This is a genomic window from Streptomyces sp. NBC_01669 (assembly GCF_026339735.1).
GTDB lineage: Bacteria > Actinomycetota > Actinomycetes > Streptomycetales > Streptomycetaceae > Streptomyces > Streptomyces yanii.
In genome coordinates this window covers 4103534-4122906 of sequence record NZ_JAPEQG010000001.1, presented here as the reverse complement: position 1 = coordinate 4122906, position 19373 = coordinate 4103534, and the positions used below count along the sequence as shown (strand labels likewise).

General features: G+C 71.2%; 18 protein-coding genes. 12 read left to right on the top strand and 6 right to left on the bottom strand.

Translation table 11 applies throughout. The features are described from left to right. The first annotated feature begins 97 nt into the window (after nucleotides 1-97). The gene (locus OG972_RS18300) at nucleotides 98-1516 is read left to right on the top strand and encodes a hypothetical protein (protein WP_266982846.1); all 1419 of its coding nucleotides are present in this window, start codon (nucleotides 98-100) and stop codon (nucleotides 1514-1516) included. Between the two features lie 99 nt (nucleotides 1517-1615). On the opposite strand, the gene OG972_RS18295 is transcribed toward OG972_RS18300, so the two are convergent. After that, nucleotides 1616-2896, bottom strand: coding sequence for an ABC transporter substrate-binding protein (locus tag OG972_RS18295; RefSeq protein ID WP_266982844.1), 1281 nt, complete (start codon nucleotides 2894-2896; stop codon nucleotides 1616-1618). A 174-nt stretch (nucleotides 2897-3070) separates the two neighbouring features. Here OG972_RS18295 and OG972_RS18290 point away from each other — a divergent pair, with 174 nt between their 5' ends. Then, on the top strand, nucleotides 3071-3517 hold the full coding sequence (locus OG972_RS18290) for a hypothetical protein (RefSeq protein WP_266990554.1): 447 nt from the start codon (nucleotides 3071-3073) through the stop codon (nucleotides 3515-3517). A gap of 28 nt (nucleotides 3518-3545) precedes the next feature. Further along, nucleotides 3546-4424, top strand: a complete 879-nt coding sequence (gene purU, locus OG972_RS18285) for a formyltetrahydrofolate deformylase (RefSeq protein WP_266982842.1) — start codon at nucleotides 3546-3548, stop codon at nucleotides 4422-4424. A 117-nt stretch (nucleotides 4425-4541) separates the two neighbouring features. On the opposite strand, the gene OG972_RS18280 is transcribed toward purU, so the two are convergent. Together OG972_RS18280 and OG972_RS18275 are read right to left on the bottom strand one after the other, a co-directional pair. Further along, on the bottom strand, nucleotides 4542-5810 hold the full coding sequence (locus OG972_RS18280) for a maleylpyruvate isomerase N-terminal domain-containing protein (protein ID WP_266982840.1): 1269 nt from the start codon (nucleotides 5808-5810) through the stop codon (nucleotides 4542-4544). Further along, nucleotides 5807-6427, bottom strand: coding sequence for an RNA polymerase sigma factor (locus OG972_RS18275; protein WP_266982838.1), 621 nt, complete (start codon nucleotides 6425-6427; stop codon nucleotides 5807-5809). The genes OG972_RS18280 and OG972_RS18275 overlap by 4 nt, the downstream gene beginning before the upstream one ends. Nucleotides 6428-6707: 280 nt before the next feature. Between OG972_RS18275 and OG972_RS18270 the strand changes: the two genes are divergently transcribed. Together OG972_RS18270 and OG972_RS18265 are read left to right on the top strand one after the other, a co-directional pair. Continuing rightward, the gene (locus OG972_RS18270; protein WP_266982836.1) at nucleotides 6708-7082 is read left to right on the top strand and encodes an STAS domain-containing protein; all 375 of its coding nucleotides are present in this window, start codon (nucleotides 6708-6710) and stop codon (nucleotides 7080-7082) included. A gap of 93 nt (nucleotides 7083-7175) precedes the next feature. Beyond that, a complete protein-coding gene (locus OG972_RS18265; protein WP_266982834.1) occupies nucleotides 7176-7697 on the top strand; it encodes an EF-hand domain-containing protein in 522 nt (173 codons plus the stop codon). Nucleotides 7698-7810: 113 nt separating this feature from the next. Here OG972_RS18265 and OG972_RS18260 read toward each other — a convergent pair whose 3' ends face one another. After that, nucleotides 7811-9349, bottom strand: a complete 1539-nt coding sequence (locus OG972_RS18260) for a class I adenylate-forming enzyme family protein (RefSeq protein WP_266982833.1) — start codon at nucleotides 9347-9349, stop codon at nucleotides 7811-7813. 156 nt (nucleotides 9350-9505) lie between these two features. Between OG972_RS18260 and OG972_RS18255 the strand changes: the two genes are divergently transcribed. The 4 genes from OG972_RS18255 (at nucleotide 9506) to OG972_RS18240 (ending at nucleotide 13818) form a co-directional block, all read left to right on the top strand. Further along, nucleotides 9506-10711, top strand: coding sequence for an amidohydrolase family protein (locus OG972_RS18255; RefSeq protein ID WP_266982832.1), 1206 nt, complete (start codon nucleotides 9506-9508; stop codon nucleotides 10709-10711). Beyond that, nucleotides 10711-11865: an acyl-CoA dehydrogenase gene (locus OG972_RS18250; RefSeq protein WP_266982830.1), complete on the top strand. Its 1155-nt coding sequence runs from the start codon at nucleotides 10711-10713 to the stop codon at nucleotides 11863-11865. The genes OG972_RS18255 and OG972_RS18250 overlap by 1 nt, the downstream gene beginning before the upstream one ends. 7 nt (nucleotides 11866-11872) lie before the next feature. After that, nucleotides 11873-12868 carry an acyl-CoA dehydrogenase family protein gene (locus OG972_RS18245; RefSeq protein WP_266982828.1) on the top strand — a complete coding sequence of 332 codons (996 nt, stop codon included), beginning with the start codon at nucleotides 11873-11875 and terminating at the stop codon, nucleotides 12866-12868. Nucleotides 12869-13302: 434 nt separating this feature from the next. Next, nucleotides 13303-13818 carry an ATP-binding protein gene (locus OG972_RS18240; protein ID WP_266982826.1) on the top strand — a complete coding sequence of 172 codons (516 nt, stop codon included), beginning with the start codon at nucleotides 13303-13305 and terminating at the stop codon, nucleotides 13816-13818. 38 nt (nucleotides 13819-13856) lie between these two features. Here OG972_RS18240 and OG972_RS18235 read toward each other — a convergent pair whose 3' ends face one another. Then, on the bottom strand, nucleotides 13857-14783 hold the full coding sequence (locus OG972_RS18235; protein ID WP_266982824.1) for a cyclase family protein: 927 nt from the start codon (nucleotides 14781-14783) through the stop codon (nucleotides 13857-13859). A gap of 101 nt (nucleotides 14784-14884) precedes the next feature. On the opposite strand from OG972_RS18235, the gene OG972_RS18230 reads away from it, so the two are divergent. The 3 genes from OG972_RS18230 to OG972_RS18220 all read left to right on the top strand — a co-directional run bounded on the left by OG972_RS18230 (nucleotide 14885) and on the right by OG972_RS18220 (nucleotide 18278). Then, entirely contained in the window at nucleotides 14885-15799 is a 915-nt protein-coding gene (locus OG972_RS18230; protein ID WP_266982822.1) for an SDR family oxidoreductase, read from the top strand. A gap of 281 nt (nucleotides 15800-16080) precedes the next feature. Next, nucleotides 16081-17232: an acyl-CoA dehydrogenase family protein gene (locus tag OG972_RS18225; protein WP_266982820.1), complete on the top strand. Its 1152-nt coding sequence runs from the start codon at nucleotides 16081-16083 to the stop codon at nucleotides 17230-17232. Further along, nucleotides 17229-18278, top strand: coding sequence for a Zn-dependent alcohol dehydrogenase (locus tag OG972_RS18220; protein WP_266982818.1), 1050 nt, complete (start codon nucleotides 17229-17231; stop codon nucleotides 18276-18278). Before OG972_RS18225 ends, OG972_RS18220 begins: the two co-directional genes overlap by 4 nt. Nucleotides 18279-18327: 49 nt before the next feature. Here the strand turns inward: OG972_RS18220 and OG972_RS18215 are convergent, their stop codons facing one another. Continuing rightward, on the bottom strand, nucleotides 18328-19317 hold the full coding sequence (locus OG972_RS18215; protein ID WP_266982816.1) for a GlxA family transcriptional regulator: 990 nt from the start codon (nucleotides 19315-19317) through the stop codon (nucleotides 18328-18330). Nucleotides 19318-19373 lie beyond the last annotated feature (56 nt).

Genomic DNA, 19373 nt, shown 5'->3' with positions numbered 1-19373 from the left:
TGAAGGGGTGGTGAGTGATATCGGGCGCTTGGCGGAGGGCGGCTGTCACCCGATAGCGTGAGCCGACGATTCCGTAGGTTTACACGTAGGAGTCCCGGTGACGCAGAGCGGACAGGGTGACGAGCAGCAGCTCCCTGCTGTACGGCCCGCGCACGAAGGTGTCGTGCTGCCCGCAGGTGGCGGCGAGCCCTGGATACCGGGCGGACCGGCCGACCAGCCCGCTCCGGCGGGCGGGCAGCCATGGGGTCAGGCCTGGGGGCCGCAGGCGCCGCAGCAGGACGCGTCGCCGCAGGGCCCGTACGCGCAGTACGACCAGGGGCAGGCGTACGGGCAGCAGGGCCTGCCCCTGCCGGCCGAGCAGCCTCAGCAGTACGCCCAGCCCCAGTCGTATGCGCAGCCCCAGCAGTACGCCCAGCCCCAGGCCCAGGCGTACGCCCAGCCCCAGCCCCAGCCGTACGCTCAGCCGCTGCCCCCGGAGGCCGTACCGGGAACGGGAACCGGAACGGGCGCAGGTGCGGGCATGGGCGGCGACGCGGATGCCACGCAGTTCATCGCGCCGGTGCCGCCCGAGAGTGCCGCGGAGGCGACCCAGTTCATCGCCCACGCGCAGCCGCCCGCATCGGCCTCCGACGCGACCCAGTACATTCCGCCGGTGCCCGGTGGTGCCCCGTACGGCATCAGGCCGGGTGCGCCCGGTGAGCGGCAGCCCCCCGCCGAGTTCGACAACCTGTTCCGCACCGAGGAGCCGGCGGCCTCCACGCAGCAGATGCCCCGGTTCGACCCGGGACAGGCGCCGTACCAGGGAGCCGGCCAGCCGCACCAGCAGCCCGCGCCGGCCTACCAGCCGCAGCACGGCGAGCCGCCGCAGGGCCGGGCCGGACAGCGCAAGAAGCCGTCGCACGTCCCGCTGATCGCCGCGGTCGTCGTCGGCTGCGCCGTCGTCGGGCTCGGCGCGGGTGCGCTGATGAGTGGCGACGACAAGGGCGCGGACGACAAGCAGCCGGTGGCCGCGGCGAGCTCGCCCGCCGCGAAGCCCTCCACGCAGGCGGCGGCCGACCCGGCGAAGCCGCAGGCCGAGGCGCTCGACAAGCTGCTCGCGGACAGCAACAACAGCCGTGCGGCGGTCATCGGGGCCGTGGAGAAGACCAAATCCTGCAGCAACCTGGACCAGGCGGTCACCGATCTGCAGGGCGCGGCCAAGCAGCGCCGCGACCTGGTGACGCGGCTGCAGGGGCTGACCGTCGACAAGCTGCCGAACAACGCGCAGCTGACCTCGGCGCTCACGAAGGCGTGGCAGGCGTCGGCCTCCGCCGACGACCACTACGCGGCGTGGGCCGCGCAGGCCAAGAACGGCAAGAAGGTCTGCAGGCACGGGCAGGCCCGCGCGACGTCCGAGAAGGCCCAGGCCGATCGGGCGAGCGGTGAGGCGAGCAAGGCGAAGGCGCAGGCGTCGGGGCTGTGGAACTCGATCGCGGCGAAGTACGGGTTGACGCGGCGGGCGCCGACGGAGCTCTGACGGCGGTGGGGGGGTGCTGCCCAGCACTGGGGCAGCACCCCCGCACCCCCCATGCGCCCGCACCCCGCTCCTCGACCGCCGGAGGGGCTTGCGGGGTACTCAGCCCTTCGCGCTGGCCTCCGACAGCGTGTTCGTGACGTCCACGAACCCCTTCCTCTCTGCCACCAGCCGTCCCTTCCGCACCACTTGGAACGTCACCTTCCGGTTCACGATCCGCGGATACGCCGACGAGCCCAGCATGTCCTCGTACCGCCACCGCAGCACCGGGGTGAGACCACCGGTGTCGACCTCGACACCTCTGTTGAGAGCAGTCGTGATCTTGCCGCCGGTGATGTCCGGGGCGTCGATCGCCGTCACGATCTCCTTCAGCGCCGTGTACGCGATCCACGTCGTCTGGACACCGGTGTTGTCCGGGTCGATCCGGTTGTCGCCGAACGCGTGCTTCCGGATCACCGTGCGCATCTCGTCCCAGCGGGCATCCCCCGACTCGGGGTACCAGCCGGTGACGTACGCCCCCTCGAAGGGGCTGTTCCGCCCGCCGGTCCTGTTGATCAGCGGCTGGCCGACGCTGCCGAGGACCGACGAGATCCGCACGGACCCGTCCGACGGTTCGAGACGGCGGTAGGAGTCGAAGAACGTCTCCGTGCGGTCCCCGAGCACCGTCGTCACGCACCCGTCGGACCGCCCCGCCCCTTCCAGCGCCTGCTCGGCTGCCTGGTCGTAGGACGTGGCCGCCTCCGCCGCCCGGACGTCGGTGGGCGCGGACCGCTTCTCCTCCTTCAGGCCGGTGCTGAAGAGCCACGCCTGGCTGTCGCCGCCCAGCGTGTCGGGGCGCACCAGGGAGACCCGCTCACAACTGCGGGCGAGCTGCTTGGCGTTGCCCGCCAGAAGCGCCGACTGGCCGCCGTTGACGGGGTACGAGTCGTAGCTGGTGAACTCCTCGGCGGAGGCCCCGTAGCCGCCGATGTACGGGATCCCGGCGGCCTCCAGAGGCCCCATGAAGGAGTGGCCCTCCGGACTGTACGAGCCGACGACCGCGACCGCCTTCTCCGCGACCGCCCGCCGGGCGCAGTCCCCCGCGCCGTTCGACGTGTCGTCCTCGTTGCAGGTGACGACGCGCAGCTTGTGCCCGTCGAGCCCGCCGTTGTTGTTCACCCAGCGGGCGTAGGCGCGGGCCATGGCCGTCATGCCCGCCATGTTCTCCGTATCCGGACCGTTGGAGCCGTCGGGGGCCCAGGTCACGACGGTGACGGGCTCCCTGGAGTCCCCCGAGGCCCCAGGGAGCGCACCGCAGCCGGTCATCAGCAATGCCCCGGCCGCCGCCGTACATGTGAGGAATGTGTAGGGGCGGGGGGAGGTGAGGCGTCGCCATCCGGTCATGGGCATGAACATTTCCGCGCGCGGGGTAACGCCGATGTGTGCCCCGTTCAACGCTCGGTGACATCCAGGTGAATTGCAGGGGCCGGTGCGAGCCGGGAAGGAGGGAACGTACGATCGACAACCGTGCAGCAAGGTTCGGAGAACACTTCCCGTCGCGGCCGTCGCTCCTCCACCATGGGCGGCATGCCGCTCAATGACGTTCCTTGGTGGCGCTGGCGCAGCAACGTGCGCTCGGCGCTGCACATGCTCTCCGACCCCGTCTTCCACCACGAGTGCTGGCTGGCCGGCCGGGAGGGGTACGGCGATGTCACCGACGCCGTGTACCGCCTGGTCGAGGACACCTGGCTGGACAACTGGTCCGCCGAGAAATACGTCGGGACGGTCTTCCGTGACTCCGGCGAGGCGGCCCTCGTCGACGTCGCCGTGCTGCGGGTGCTGCGCATCATGCACCAGGTCGGCGCCGACGCCCCCGTCTCCGCCTATCTGGAGCACCACGGCTGGCCGGAAGCCGTGCGGGCCGCCCGTGAGGCGCACGTCCTGCTCGCCACGAACGACGGCGAGGACCCCGACACCCCGCCGCGCTCCCTGGACGTGCTCCGCATCATGACCAGGACCGCCTGAAACGGGGACGGTGTGGCACGCTACGGGCATGACCGCGCCGCAGCCTGCTGAGACCACCCCCGAGCAGTACGTCCTCACCCTCTCGTGCCCGGACAAACAGGGCATCGTGCACGCCGTGTCGAGTTATCTCTTCATGACCGGCTGCAATATCGAGGACAGTCAGCAGTTCGGTGATCACGACACGGGTCTCTTCTTCATGCGGGTCCACTTCTCGGCGGACGCCCCGGTGACCGTGGAGAAGCTGCGGGCCAGTTTCGCCGCCATCGGGGACTCGTTCCGGATGGACTGGCAGATCCACCGCTCCTCGGACCGGATGCGGGTCGTGCTGATGGTCAGCAAGTTCGGCCACTGCCTCAACGACCTGCTGTTCCGCTCCAGCATCGGCGCGCTGCCGATCGACATCGCGGCCGTCGTCTCCAACCACACGGACTTCGCCGAGCTCGCCGCCTCGTACGACGTGCCCTTCCGGCACATCCCGGTGACCAAGGAGACCAAGGCGGAGGCGGAGGCACAGCTGCTGCAGCTGGTCCGCGAGGAGAACGTCGAGCTGGTCGTCCTCGCCCGCTACATGCAGGTTCTCTCCGACGATCTGTGCAAGCAGCTCAGCGGGCGGATCATCAACATCCACCACTCCTTCCTGCCGAGCTTCAAGGGCGCGAAGCCGTATCACCAGGCGCATGCCCGCGGTGTGAAGCTGATCGGTGCGACGGCGCACTACGTGACCGCCGACCTCGACGAGGGACCGATCATCGAGCAGGAGGTCGAGCGCGTCGGCCACGGCGTCACGCCGGACGAGCTGGTCGCGATCGGGCGCGATGTGGAATGCCAGGCGCTGGCGCGCGCGGTGAAGTGGCACGCGGAGCGACGCATCCTGCTCAACGGGCGCCGCACAGTGATCTTCGCGTAGGGCGGAGGACCGACATCCCCTGGGGTCTTTCGTTGGGATCAGGCGGGATCAGGGTGCGTGCCTGCCCCCGCGAGCCCGGCATGATCCGGGCGAGAGACCCCAGTGCCGGTCGCAGCACTAGAGCCGGCTGAGCGAAGCCGCCGCGAACAGCACGTCGCGGATCGCCTCGCGGTCGCCTTCCTGCCCGGCCGCCGCGTCGACGGGCGACACATGGCCCGCGACCAGTCGGCAGAACTCCGTGCCGTCCAGCGCCACCTGCGCGACCGCGTGGTCGGGCGAGCCGAGCGCGGCCGGGGAGTCCAGGGCGATGTACCAGTTGCCGCCGCCCGAGCCCTCGATCTCCAGATGGAGCGAACGGCCCGGCGAGCCGGCCCTCACCAGGTGGCGGGCGGGCGCCGCGAGCCCGGCCCGGCGGCGTCCGGCGAGGGCGGCCGGCAGGAGCCGGGCCGCCAGATCGATCATCCGGTGGAGATGGGCGGCGGACGGGGCCTCGTACGGATAGTCCACCGCGTCCGCGATGTCACCGCCGTGCACCCAGCACTCGAAGGCCCGGTCCAGCAGGGCGTCCTGCAGCGGGAGGGCGAAGTCCCCGTACGAGACGGACAGCTCGGCGGCCCCGCGGCCGGCGAACGACACCGTGCGGATGAGGGCGTGGCTCTGGTCGCGCCAGGGCTCGCGGACGGCCCGGGTGGCCGGTCGTCGGGCCGCCGACCAGTACGTCTCGGTGCGCAGGGTGGGGGAGAGCGGGAGCTCGGAGCCGGGGGCGGTATCGCTCCCGCGGCGTCCGCCGGCGGCCGGATCGTCCAGGCCGAGGGCGGTGCTGACCAGCCCGTCGACGGTCATGAGATGGCCGATCACCCCGGCGACCGTCGTCTTGCGGTTGACCTGTCGCTCGCCCTCGAACCACCTCAGCCGCACCGGCGCATGCCATTCCGAGCTGCCGATGTCACGGAGGAGCGCGTCGAGGCGGGCGGTCTCCGCGTCGTACGGAACGGCCCAGCTCGGCACCGGGATCCTGGCCGGGCGACGGCTCAGACAGCTTTCGAGCACCCGGGAGCGCAGCAGCGGGTCGAGGTCCAGGCTGCGGTCGGTGTGCAGCAGACCGACCGCGTCGCGCAGCCGCAGCGCTTCGTCCGCGCAGGCGGCGCACTCGGTGAGGTGCGCCTCGACCGCCTCGGTCTCTTCGGCGGAACAGGCGGCCAGCGCCCAGGCGCCGAGGAGGGCCTTGAGCACGCGGTGGGAAAGCGCCGGGGCGGGTGCCGTGGGCCCGGGCGCCGTCGGTACGGCGCCGAGGTCGAAGTCGTCCGCCGCCGCCCGCGGTCCCGGTACGCGCCGCGGGCCCCGCACCTCGTCGTCGCGCCCGTTCGCGTCGTCGTCGCCGGTCACGGAGTCCGTCCGTATCCGGGCGGCGCGGACCCCTCCAGCGGGCGGGTGTTGGCGGTGGAGAGCAGCTGCAGCCCGAGCCGGAGCCGACGGCGGGCCTCGTCCTCGGTCACCCCGAGGTCGGTCGCCGTCTGCCGGTAGTCCCTGCGCTGGATGTACGCGAGCTCCAGTGCGGCCCGCAGCGGTGCGGGCATGGAGGCGACGATGTAGTCGGCGCGGGCTGCGGCCGTGGCGCGCCGCACCCGCTCCTCCAGCTCCTGCCGGGCCGCGGTGTCCTCACCCCCGTCCTGCTCGCCCTCCTCGCCGCCGTCCTCGCCCCGCGCGAACGGGGACGGTTCCGCCGCACGCAGGCGCCGCACGGACTGGCGGTGGGTGAGCCGGACCACCCAGGACCGCATCGAGCCCTGCTTGGGGTCGTACGCGTCGGGGTTCTCCCACACGTACCCGAAGACCTCGCGGGTCACCAGGTCGGCGGCCGACTCGTCGTCGAGCATCCGATGGGCCTGACTGTGGACGAGTGAGGCGAAACGGTCGTAGAACTCGCCGAGGGCCGCCGCCTCGCCGCGTGCCAGCCGTTGCTGCATCCTGCGGTCCCAGCGGGGCGGTGTGTCTTTCGCCATAGGACCCCCAGCCCTGTCCCCCTCGTCACATCGAATGTAGTCGGCGGCACTCGCCCCGCAGACGTCTTTGCGGCAAGTACGCCCAGGAGAACGCCCTGGATGGTAGGGAATACGACGTCCCGGGATGTTGGAATCGGACCTGAAGTGATCATTTCTGCCTGAAACTCGTCTGTGTCTACTTCTGTGGGTCGGTGTTTCATGGGTGCGCTGCGGGGGCAGCCGCGAGGAGGAACGGATACTTCCGGATCGTCGGATTCCCCGGAACGAGAGGCCCAGTCGAGTGACTCTGAAAGTGGCCGAGACCGAGCAGGGCGTATGGACCGTCCTGCACATACGAGGCGAACTGGACCTGGTGACGTCGCCCGCGGTCCGCCAGTCCGTCCATGACGTGGTCGCCGTCGGACGTCACGACGTGGTGCTCGACCTCTCCGAGGTGCTCTTCTGCGATTCGAGCGGCGTCAGCGTGCTGATCGCGGCCCGCCGTCTGATGCGCTCGTGCGGCGGGCGACTGCGGCTGATCCTGCCGGCCCGCGGCGCGGAGGAGGGCTCCCACGTCAACCGCGTGCTCGCCGCCCTCGGCGTGCGCCGTCTGTTCGATGTCTACCCCGACTGGGACGCGGCCGTCGACGACGGAGCCCAGCCGCTTTCGGCCTGAAACCAGCCTGCCACCCGGCGTTAAGACCAGGTTGTAACACCGGTGGCGCGCGTAAGTGACACGTGATGCCCGCAGGCGTCGTACGCTCCCCGCATGGACAGCGCAGAGTATGAGCGCAAGATCGCCTTCCGCTTCGCCGCCTTCGACCAGGACGGCAACGGATACATCGATCGCGCGGATTTCAACGCCGCCGCGGCCCGTCTGCTCGCCGAATTCGGTACGACGGCCCGCTGCGACAAGGGGCAGGCGCTCTACACCGGGGCCGAGGCGTTCTGGCAGGGCATGGCGGGCATCGCCGATGTCGACGGGGACCAGCGCGTCACCCGTGAGGAGTTCGTGGGCGGGGCCGTGAAACGGCTGCGCGACAGCCCCGAGCGCTTCGCGGAGATCGCCCGCCCGTTCCTGCGCGCGGCGATCGCCGTGGCGGACAACGACGACGACGGCGCGGCCTCGGTGCCCGCCGTGGAGCGGGCGCTGAAGGTCCTGGGCGCGAGCGAGGAGTCGGCAGGACTGGCCGCGCGGAGCCTGGACACGGACCACGACGGCAAGATCGCCGAGGACGACGCGGTCGCCGCGTTCGCCGTCTATTTCACGGTGATCGAGCCGGACGCGTAAGAGCCTGTCGGGTGCGGCCTCCCCGCCGAGACCGCACCCCGCCCCCTCACAGGTCACCGTCCGTGCGCCCGGACCCCGGCACGCGGTGAGCGACGGCGGCGACCCGTTTTCCGTCAGGAGAACTGCTCCCGCAGCCTGTACTTGAGCACCTTCCGCAACGTCTCGTTGCGCGGCAGCGCGTCCACCACCTCCAGCTGCTCCGGCAGCTTGTGCACCGCGAGCCCCTCCGTGCGCAGATACCCGGCCAGCTCCGCCAGCGTCAGCGCCCCCGCCCCGGCCAGCTGCTCGACGACCGCGCAGACGCGTTCCCCGCGCTCCTCGTCCGGCAGTCCGATCACGGCCGCGTCGGCCACCCCGGGGTGGCGGTGGAGCAGGTCCTCGATCTCCTTGGCGGAGATGTTCTCGCCCTTGCGGATGATGATGTCCTTGAGCCGCCCGGTGAGGACCAGATGGCCGCTCTCCAGGAGATGGCCGACGTCGCCGGTGACGAGGAAGCCGTCCGGGTCGAAGGCGTCCCGGGCCGCGTTCAGATAGCCCTGGCAGACGGCTTCCCCGCGGAGCCGTACCTCGCCGTCCGTCCCGTACGGCAGCGGCTTGCCGTCCTCGTCGGTGATCCGTATCTCCATGCCCTCGGGCGGCCGCCCCTCCGTCTCGGCGAGGTGCTCCACCGTGTCGTCGGGGGCGCCCATCGTGATCATGGGGACCTCGGTCATGCCGTAGCCGTGGGTGAGCTGGATGCCCATCTCCCGTACGACCGCGTAGTAGATCTCCGGCGGTTTCGGCGCCCCGCCGCCCGCCAGCAGTCGCAGCGTGGGGACCACCTTGCGCGTCGGGTCCTTGCGCTGTTCGGTCAGGAACATGGAGTAGAAGGCGGTCGAGCCGCCCGCGACCGTCACCCCGTGGCGCCGGTAGCCGTCCAGCGCCCCGTCCATCGCGAACTGCTCGAACAGGACCGCGGGGAATCCGTACAGCAGCAGCATCACGGTGTAGTCGGGCCCGGCGATGTGGGCGAACGGGAACGCCATCGAGCCGATGTCGTCGGCCGACAGATGCAGTGCGTGGGCCAGGCACGAGCCGCCCGCGATCAGACTGCGGTCGGTGTGCAGGACTCCCTTCGGGTCGGAGGTGGTCCCCGACGTCCAGTAGATCCAGCGCACCGCCGTGCCGTCCGTGGGAGGGGGCGGGAGCACGGCGGGGTCGCCGTCCGGCAGCTCCTCGTACGCCTCGAGAACCTGCGGCGGTTGCTCGAGGTCCGCGGCGATCCGGTGCGCCATCGCGGTGTGGTCGAAGCCGCGCCAGGTGCCGGGCACGGCGAAGAAGGCGGCCTTCGACTCGCGCAGCGCGAACCCCACCTCGCGGTCCCGGTAGAACGGGATGACGGGCGACTGCACGGCCCCGAGCCGGGTGAGGGCGAAGGAGAGAAGCGCCGTCTCCAGGCGGGTCGGCAGCTGCCAGGCGACGACGCTGCCGGGGCGCACCCCCAGTCCGTACAGGCCGGCCGCGACCCGCTCGCAGCGGTCGCGCAGCTCGCCGAAGGTGAGGGTGCGGTCGTCCTGGATGAGGACGGGGCGTTCCGGGGTCAGCGCGGCGCGGCGCTCGATGAGTTCCCAGAAGGTGGCCGATGCGCCCAGGGCGTGTGCGGTCTCGTTCACTGCGTTCCCCGCTCCCTCGTAGCTGACGGGTAGTCAGATGGTGCGGAGAGCGTAGAGCGCTGCGCCTTGTCGGTCCAGGGGTGCGGGGCTAGCCTGGGGGCCGAAGCAAATCTGACGGGGCATCAGATACGTGCCTTGTGCGCCGAAGGGGACACCATGACGGAACTGCCTCGGATCGTCAGCGTCGACGACCATGTGATCGAGCCGCCGCACCTCTTCTCGACCTGGCTGCCCGCCAAGTACCGCGACCGTGGCCCGCAGCCCCTCACCGCCGGGATCGGCGAGCTGGCGTACACGGGTGGCAAGTACGTCATCACCATGGACCCGGACGGGCCGCCGACCGACTGGTGGATCTACGAGGACCTGAAGTTCCCGTACAAGCGGAACATCGCCGCCGTCGGCTTCGACCGCGACGACATGACGCTGGAGGGCATCACCCGGGCCGAGATGCGGCGCGGCTGCTGGGACCCCGTCGAACGCCTCAAGGACATGGACCTCAACCATGTCGAGGCGTCGCTCTGTTTCCCCACCTTCCCGCGCTTCTGCGGCCAGACCTTCGCCGAGGCCGAGGACAAGGAGGTCGCGCTCGCCTGTGTCCGCGCCTACAACGACTGGATGGTGCAGGAGTGGTGCGGCGACAGCGGCGGCCGGCTGATCCCGCTCTGCATCATCCCGCTCTGGGACATCGACCTGGCGGTCGCCGAGATCAGGCGGAACGCCGCCCGCGGGGTGCGGGCCGTGACGTTCTCCGAGATCCCCACCCATCTCGGCCTGCCGTCGATCCACACCGGCTACTGGGATCCGTTCTTCGCCGTCTGCCAGGAGACCGGCACGGTCGTCAACATGCACATCGGGTCCAGCTCGCAGATGCCCGCCGCGTCGCCGGACGCCCCGCCCGCCGTCCAGGCCTCGCTCTCCTTCAACAACGCGATGGCCTCGATGATGGACTTCCTGTTCAGCGGAGTGCTGGTGAAGTTCCCGCAGCTGAAGCTGGCGTACAGCGAGGGCCAGATGGGCTGGATCCCGTACGCCCTGGAGCGCGCCGACGACGTGTGGGAGGAGCACCGGGCCTGGGGCGGGGTGCGCGATCTGATCCCCGAGCCGCCGTCGACGTACTACTACCGGCAGATGTTCTGCTGCTTCTTCCGCGACAAGCACGGGGTCGCGTCGCTCGACGTGGTCGGGCGGGACAACGCCACCTTCGAGACCGACTATCCGCACGTCGACTCGACCTTCCCGCACACGAAGGAGGTCGCGCTCGACCACGTCAAGGGACTGGACGACGAGACCGTCTACAAACTGATGCGCGGAAACGCGATCAGGATGCTGGACCTCGATCTCGACCGGGACCGGGGCCGGTAGTGGATCTCGCGGACACGGACGAGGAGCGGGAGTTCCGGGCGCGGCTGCGGGAGTGGCTCGCCGCTGTGCTGCCCGGGCTGCCCGCGAAGCCCGGCCCCGACGACTGGCCGGGACGGCGGGCCTACGACACCGCCTGGCAGCGCATGCTGTACGACGTCGGGTACGCGGGGCTGCACTGGCCCGTCGACGCGGGCGGGCGGGGTGCCACCCCCACCCAGCACCTGATCTTCCTGGAGGAGACGGAGCGGGCCGGGGCGCCGTACGTCGGCGCGAACTTCGTCGGGCTGCTGCACGCGGGTCCCACGATCGCGGCCGAGGGCACGGCCGGGCAGCGCGCCCGCTGGCTGCCGCCGGTGCTGCGCGGCGACGAGATCTGGTGCCAGGGGTTCAGCGAGCCGGAGGCGGGCTCCGACCTGGCCTCGCTCCGGACCCGGGCGGTCCGGGACGGCGACCACTACGTCGTCACCGGCCAGAAGATCTGGACCTCGCACGCGGAGGTCGCCGACTGGTGCGAGTTGCTCGTGCGGACGGATCCGGCGGCGCCGAAGCACCGTGGGATCAGCTGGCTCGCGATGCGGATGGACGCCCCCGGCGTCACCGTCCGGCCGCTGCGTACGCTCGCCGGATCCACCGAGTTCGCCGAGATGTTCCTCGACGAGGTGCGGGTGCCGGTCTCCCACCGGGTCGGCGCCGAGAACGACGGCTGGCGGGTCACCATGGTCACCCTCTCCTTCGAACGCGGTACGGCGTTCGTCGGCGAGGTCGTCGCCTGCCGCCGCACCCTGAGCGCCCTGGCCGCCGAGGTGCGGCGCAGCGGCCGCTGGGACGACCCGGTGCTGCGCAGGACGCTCGGCAGGCTGAACGCGGAATTCCGGGCGCTGTGGCGGCTCACCCAGTGGAACGTCGCCGAGGCCCAGCGCAGCGGCGGCGTCCCCGGCACCGGCGGCTCGGTCTTCAAGCTGCGGTACTCGCAGGCCCGCCAGGAGCTGTACGACGCGGCCGCGGAGGTGCTCGGCGCCGACGGGGCCGATCTGGACCGGGAATGGGTCCTGGACCGGCTGACCTCGCTCTCGTACACGATCGCCGCGGGCACCTCGCAGATCCAGCAGAACATCGTCGCCGAGCGGATCCTCGGCCTGCCGAAGGGGCGCTGAGCGGACTGTGGACTTCCAGCTTTCGGACGACCAGCGGGCGCTGCGGGCAGGGATGCGGGAGCTGCTGACCGGCCGCTTCGGCAGGGACCGGATGCGGGCCGCGCTCGACGCGGGCGTGGCCGTCGACCGGGGGATGTGGGGGGAGCTGGGCGCGGCCGGGTTCTTCGCGCTGCGGCTGGCCGAGGCGGACGGCGGTGTGGGGCTCGGGCTGCCCGAGTCCGTGCTCCTGTTCGAGGAGGCGGGGCGGGTGCTGCTGCCCGGACCGCTGGCGGCCACGCATCTCGCCGCGGGCGCGGTGGGGGCGGTGAAGGGGGCGGCGGACGGCGGGGCGGTGGTCGCGGTGCTGGACGAGGGGCGGCCGGTGGCCCATCTGGAAGCGGCGGACGCGCTGATCGCCCTGGGCCCTGTCCGGCCGGGAGGGGTGGCGCGGGTCCTGGAGGGGGACGTCTTGCGGGAGCTCGTACGGACGGCGCGTCCCGTACGGTCACTCGACCCGCTCACGCCCCTGCACCGTGTGACGGCGGGCGTGGAGGACGGGGTTCCGCTGCCCGGTGCGACGCCGCTCCGGCTCGAAGGCGCACTGCTGGCCGCTGCCGAGCAGCTCGGCAGCGCCGCCAGGACCACCGAGATGGCCGTCCAACACGCCCGTGAGCGCGAGCAGTTCGGATCGCCGATCGGCGCCTTCCAGGCGGTCAAGCACCTGTGTGCCCAGATGCTGGTGCGCGCCGAGGTTGCCCGCACGGCGGTGTACGCGGCAGCGGTGACCGCGGACCCGGCCGAGATCGCGGGCGCCAAGCTGCTCGCCGACGAGGCGGCCGTCCACAACGCACGGGACTGCCTCCAGGTGCACGGCGGCATGGGCTTCACCTGGGAGGCGGACGTTCATCTGCACCTCAAGCGGGCGTGGCTGCGGGCCGGGGAGTGGCTGAGGGCGGCAGAGGCCGAGGAGGCCCTTGCGGCAGATCTGTGCCGAGTGCACGCATGTGACGCGGGAGACCTCTGAGGCTCACGCTGCGGAGTTACTCAGTGCAGTCGGTAAGCGCCGATACCGGCTTGTGTCCTTTGCGTGATTCGTCACGGGCCGCAGTTGCCGTCTGCTCGGGTACGCTCCGTGGGATGCGAGTGGTTCTGGAACCGGGCGATCCGGGTGTTGCCCGTACGGCGACTCCGGTCCGGACGAGGTGCCCTGCTCGCGTTTCACGCAGAAGTGCTGGGCCTGCCCGGGGAGCGTTCCCCACGGCTTCGGTGCGCTGCTGTTCGACTCCCCGCGACGCGCGTCGCACAGTATGCACCACGCGTACTCCTTCGCGCTGGAATATGCCCGAAGCGCTTGTTGCGGTGACTGTATGTCAACCATGCTGCCTCGTAAGGGAATCACGTTCCGTGACCCTGAGGAGGCGCGAGGCGATGTGTCCGCCGGTTCGGATGGTGTGAGCGGTGCAGGTGCTTCAGGTTCAGCTGGAGGTCGGTCCGGATCCCGCGGAGGTCGGGCGGGCCCGTAGGTGGGCGCGGTCGAGACTGGTCGGGTCCGGGATAAGAGACGACGAGCCGCTGGCCGAGACGCTCATCCTGCTGATCTCGGAGCTGGTCACCAACGCGGTCGTCCACACCGGCTGTCCGGCCGTGCTGCGCATGCTGTTCGGCGCGACGGGAGCGGCCGGGACGGCCGGGACCGTACGGGTCGAGGTGGCCGACACCAGCTGCCGCCCGCCGCAGCAGCGGCACGCGGAGGGCGAGGACACCGGCGGTCGCGGCCTGGAGCTGGTCGACGGCCTCGCCGACCGCTGGGGCTGGCAGCCGGAGGGCGCCGGAAAGCGGATCTGGTGCGAGGTGGACCGGGGCGCGCCGGTCGTGCAGATGCAGGCGGGCGCGCACGGTCCGAGCATGCCGGGCATCGGCGCCCAGAGCACGGGCCCGTACGAACCGTCGCGCGCCGTCACGCATCGCGCGTAGCAGCCGGAACGTCCTGGAACGTTCCTGGCGGTGGCCGGTCAGAGAAGGGCGACCGGGGCGACCGGCGTGCCGGTGGCGCCGACGAACGGTTCCGGCATCGCGGAGAGCAGGAAGCCGTAGCGCCTCTCCTCCGCACAGGCTGTGGACAACGTCTCCAGGTTCCAGTTCTGGCCCTGCAGCATGCCCATCTCAACCAGATCGAGCGCGTGCACTCCCAGCCACAGGTCCTCGATCTCCGCGGGGAAGATCTCGAAGGTCAGCGTGTCATTGGCGACCGCGGCGACATCGCGGGCATGGAACCACTCGGGCGTCCGGATCGACAGGCCGGGTGACGGATAGGCGTACGCGTGCTTGTCGCCGGCCAGATACACCTGGACCTGCCCGGTGCGTACGAGCACGATGTCCCCGGCCCGGACCCGGATCCCGGCGAACTCCTCCGCCGCGTCGAGGTCTTCCGGGGTGACGGCGTGGTCGCCGGGCAGCCGGTCGACACCGTGGGCGCGTGCCACGTCCAGCAGGACGCCGCGCGAGACGAGGTGCGGGGGCTTGTCGATCCCGCTGAACTCGGCGCCGCCGTGCGCGGTGACAGTGGTGGCGGGACGGCCGTTGTAGATCTTCCCCGAGTGCGAGGCGTGCGTGAGCGCGTCCCAGTGGGTGGCCGCCTGCAGGCCGAGTGTCACGACGTCGTCGCTGGTCGCGACCGTACCCGGGCCGAAGAGCTCCTGGTTGATCTGGACCATGGCGTGCAGTGGGTTGACCCGCCCCGGAATCAGTCCACTCTGCACACCGTCCTGCTGGAGCGGGAGCGCGAGAGGGATCCGCTGCCCCGTGCGGACGGTGGCCGCCGCGTCCCGCACCACCGCGTCGGTGATCAGGTTGAGCGTCCCGATCTCGTCGTCCGCGCCCCAGCGCCCCCAGTTGTTCACGCGCTTCGCGATCTCGTGGAACTCGGCGGGCAGGGACATGAGGGCCTCCTCGAATCGGTGGGGCGCCGGGTCTTGTGCTGACGGAGCCGACTGCCCATAAAATCTAACGGTCCGTCAGAAACCGCGGGAAGGGGCCGGGCATGGGGAACTTCTTGGCAGGCAAGGTGGTGGCCGTGACCGGCGCCGGCCGTGGCATCGGACGGGCCGTCGCGATCGCCGCTGCGGCGGAGGGGGCCAGGGTCGTCGTCAACGACTACGGCGTCTCCGTCGGGGGCGGCGAGCCGACCAGTGCGATAGCCGAGTCCGTCGTCAAGGAGATCGAGGCGGCGGGCGGCGAGGCGGTCGCGGTCGCCGACGACATCTCCACGATGGAGGGCGGCCGGCGCGTCGTTGACACGGCGCTGGCGCGGTTCGGGCGGATCGACGGGGTCGTGTGCGTGGCCGGGATCCTCCGCGAACGGATGCTGTTCAACATGTCCGAGGAGGAGTGGGACCCGGTTGTCGCCACCCACCTCAAGGGCACCTTCACCGTCTTCCGCGCGGCCTCGGCGGTGATGCGGAAGCAGGAGGGGGGCGGCACGCTGATCGGCTTCACCAGCGGCAACCACCAGGGCAGCGTCGCCCAGGCGAACTACAGCGCCGCGAAGGGCGGCATCATCTCGCTGGTCCGCAGCGCGGCGCTCGGCCTGCACAAGTACGGCGTCACGGCGAACGCGGTCGCCCCGGTGGCCCGGACCCGGATGTCCGCGAACGTCCCGATGGAACTCAAGGAGATCGGCGAGCCGGAGGACGTTGCCGCACTCGTCGTCTACCTGCTCAGTGAGCGGGCCCGCGAGGAGAAGATCACCGGCCAGGTGTACACGATCGCGGGTCCCAAGATCGCTGTCTGGGCCCAGCCGAGGGAGTTGCGGGCCGGGTACGCGGAGGGGGCGTGGACCCCGGAGAGAATCGCCGACTTCCTGCCGGGGACGGTGGGGGTGGACCCGATGCCGATGCTGGCGCAGCTGGAGGCGATGGCGGCCGCCGCGGCGGCGAAGGCGAGGCCCAACGCGTGACCTCCCACCGGGGCTTCCGCCCCGGACCCCGCTCCTCAGACCGACCGGCAATTGGGGGCGGCGTCACGGGGCTGGGGCACGCACCTCGCGGCGTTGTCGTCAATCACCATGGCTCCTTCCCCAAGCTCTCGGCTTCGTTCGAGCAGGGGAGACCCCATCTGGCTCAATCCTCCGCCTTGCGATGCACGCACCCCAGCCCCGCTCCTTCACCCACCCCCCAATTGCCGGTCGGTCTCAATCGCCGGAGCGGCTGGATTTCCACCCGACCCCGAGGAGTGGACGTGGACTTCGCGTTCGAGGCAACGGACGACGCCTTCCGTCAGGAGGTCCGGTCCTGGCTGCAGGCGCACCTCACACAGCCCTGCACCGCCGAGGGCGGCCGCGCCTGGGAGCGCGAGCTGGGCCGCGGCGGCTGGATCGGCCTCGGCTGGGACAGCGGGGCGGCCGGCTACGGAAACCGGCAGGCCACCCTCACCCAGCAGGTCGTCTGGGCCGAGGAGTACGCCCGCGCCCATGCTCCCGCCCGCGTCGGCCACATCGGCGAGAACCTCCTCGCCCCCACCCTCCTCGCGTATGGCACCGACGCACAGAAGCAGCGTTTCCTCCCCGCCATCGCCCGCGGCGAAGAGCTCTGGTGCCAGGGCTACAGCGAACCCGGCGCCGGCTCCGACCTCGCCGGCGTACGCACCAACGCCGAACGCGACGGCACCGGCCGCCGCACCGTCACCGGCCAGAAGATCTGGACCTCGCTCGCGCGGGACGCCGACTGGTGTTTCGTCCTCGCCCGCACCACCCCCGGCTCACAGCGCCACCACGGACTTTCGTTCCTGCTCGTTCCGATGGACCAGCCGGGCCGTGTCGAGGTGCGGCCGATCCGCCAGATGTCCGGGACGAGCGAGTTCAACGAGGTCTTCTTCGACGGCGCGCTCGCCGAGGAGCTCGTCGGCGGCGAGGGCAACGGCTGGACCGTCGCCATGGGCCTCCTCGCCCTGGAGCGCGGTGTCTCCACCCTCGTCCAGCAGATCGGCTTCGCCGCCGAACTGGACCGCGTGGTCCGCGCCGCCGTCGACAGCGGCGCGGTCACCGACCCCGTACTGCGCGAGCGGCTCGTCCGTCAGTGGGCGGAGCTGAAGACCATGCGCTGGAACGCCCTGCGCACCCTGGGCGGTTCGGGCGACGCGGGCGCCCCCAGCGTCGCCAAGCTGCTCTGGGGCGGTTGGCACCGACGTCTCGGCGAACTCGCCGTGGAGATCAGGGGCGCCGCCGGAGCCGTGGGTCCGGACGACTGGTCGCCCACCACCCCGTACGAACTCGACGAAGCGCAGCGCCTGTTCCTGTTCACCCGGTCCGACACCATCTACGGCGGCTCGGACGAGATCCAGCGGAACATCATCGCCGAGCGGGTGCTCGGCCTACCGAGGGAGCCGAGATGAGAGGCGTCGTCTTCGACGGCAAGCAGACCGAGGTCGTCGACGACCTGGAAATACGCGACCCGGGCCCGGGCGAGGTGCTGGTCGCGGTGGCCGCCGCGGGCCTGTGCCACAGCGATCTGTCCGTCGTCGACGGAACCATTCCGTTCCCGCTGCCGGTGGTCCTCGGGCATGAGGGCGCGGGTGTGGTGGAGGCGGTCGGCGCGGGCGTCGTCCATGTCGTGCCCGGCGACCACGTCGCGCTCTCCACCCTGGCCAGCTGCGGCGCGTGCGCCCAGTGCGACCGGGGCCGGCCGACGATGTGCCGAAAGGCGATCGGGATGCCGGGGCAGCCGTTCTCCCGGGGCGGCACGCCGCTGTACCAGTTCGCGTCCAACTCCGCGTTCGCCGAACGGACCCTGGTCAAGGCCGTGCAGGCGGTGAGGATTCCGGCGGACATCCCGCTGGCCTCCGCGGCCCTGATGGGCTGCGGCGTGGTGACGGGCATCGGAGCCGTACTCAACCGGGCGAAGGTCGACCGCGGCGACACGGTCGTCGTGATCGGCACCGGTGGCATCGGGCTCAATGTGATCCAGGGCGCCCGGATCGCGGGCGCGCTGACAATCGTCGCGGTGGACACCAACCCGGCGAAGGAGGCGGTGGCGCGGCAGTTCGGCGCGACACACTTCCTGACGTCGACGGAGGGCGTACGCGAGATCCTGCCCACCGGCGCCGACCACGCCTTCGAGTGCGTGGGCCGTACGGAACTGATCCGGCAGGCGATCGACCTGCTGGACCGGCGCGGCCAGGCGATCCTGCTGGGCGTCCCGGCGGCGACGGCGGAGGCGTCGTTCCTGGTCTCGTCGATGTACCTGGACAAGTCGATCCTCGGCTGCCGGTACGGCTCCTCGCGCCCGCAGCGCGACATCGCGCTCTACGCGGAGCTGTACCGGACCGGTCGCCTCATGCTCGACGAACTGGTCACGGAGACGTACCCGGTGGAGGACTTCGCGAAGGCGGCGGACGACGCGCACCACGGAAGGGTGGCGCGCGGGGTGCTGGTCTTCTAGGGCCCGTCCTGGGGATCCGAAAGGCCCTGGGGCCGGCGCTCCCCCGCCCTCACCGGCCCCCGACCGTCGCCCGGAACGTCCGCCGGTACACCGTCGGCGACACCCCCAGCGCCGCCTGGATGTGCTGCCGCAGTGATGTCGCCGTGCCGAACCCCGCCGCGCGCGCCACCTGGTCGATCGACAGGTCCGTGGACTCCAGCAGCCCCCGCGCCCGCTCCACCCGCTGCTGGGTCAGCCACTGCCCGGGGCTGATCCCGACCTCCTCACGGAACCGGCGTGTGAACGTCCGTACGCTCATCGACTCCTGCTGCGCCATGTCGCGCAGCAGGATCGGCCGGTCCAGCCGGCCGAGCGCCCAGGCTCGCGCACCGGTCGTGGTCGCGGACTGTGCCTCGGGGACGGGGCGCCGGATGTACTGCGCCTGCCCGCCGTCGCGGTGCGGTGGCACGACCGTGCGGCGGGCGACGTCGTTGGCGACGGCCGTGCCGTGGTCGCGGCGCACGATGTGCAGACACAGGTCGATGCCGGCGGCGACCCCGGCGGATGTGAGGACGTCCCCGTCGTCGATGAACAGGACGTCCGGGTCGACCTGGACCTGCGGGAACAGCTGCTGGAAGTGGTCGGCGGAGGACCAGTGCGTGGTGGCGGGGCGCCCGTCGAGGAACCCGGCGGCGGCGAGGACGTAACTGCCGGTGCAGATCGAGACGAGCCGGGTGCCCGGCCTGATGTACGCGAACGCCGCGGCGAGTTCGCCCGACAGCCTGCCCTCCTCGTAGACGGGGCCGAGTTCGTACGAGGCGGGGATGACGACCGTGTCGGCGGTGGCCAGTGCTTCGGGGCCACGCTCGACCGTGATCGTGAAGTCCGCGTCGGTGGAGACCGGTCCCGGTGGGCGGACGGAACAGGTAACGACTTCGTACAGTTTCCGGCCCTTGTCGTGCGGCTCGGAACTGAACGCCCGGCCGAATATCCTTTGGGGGATGCCGAGTTCGAACGGGAGCAGCCCGTCGAGGGCGAGGACGACGACTCTGTGCTTCACGGCAGGGCTCCCTTCACCCCTAGTGGTATAGACCATAAACTGATACATGTCACCGA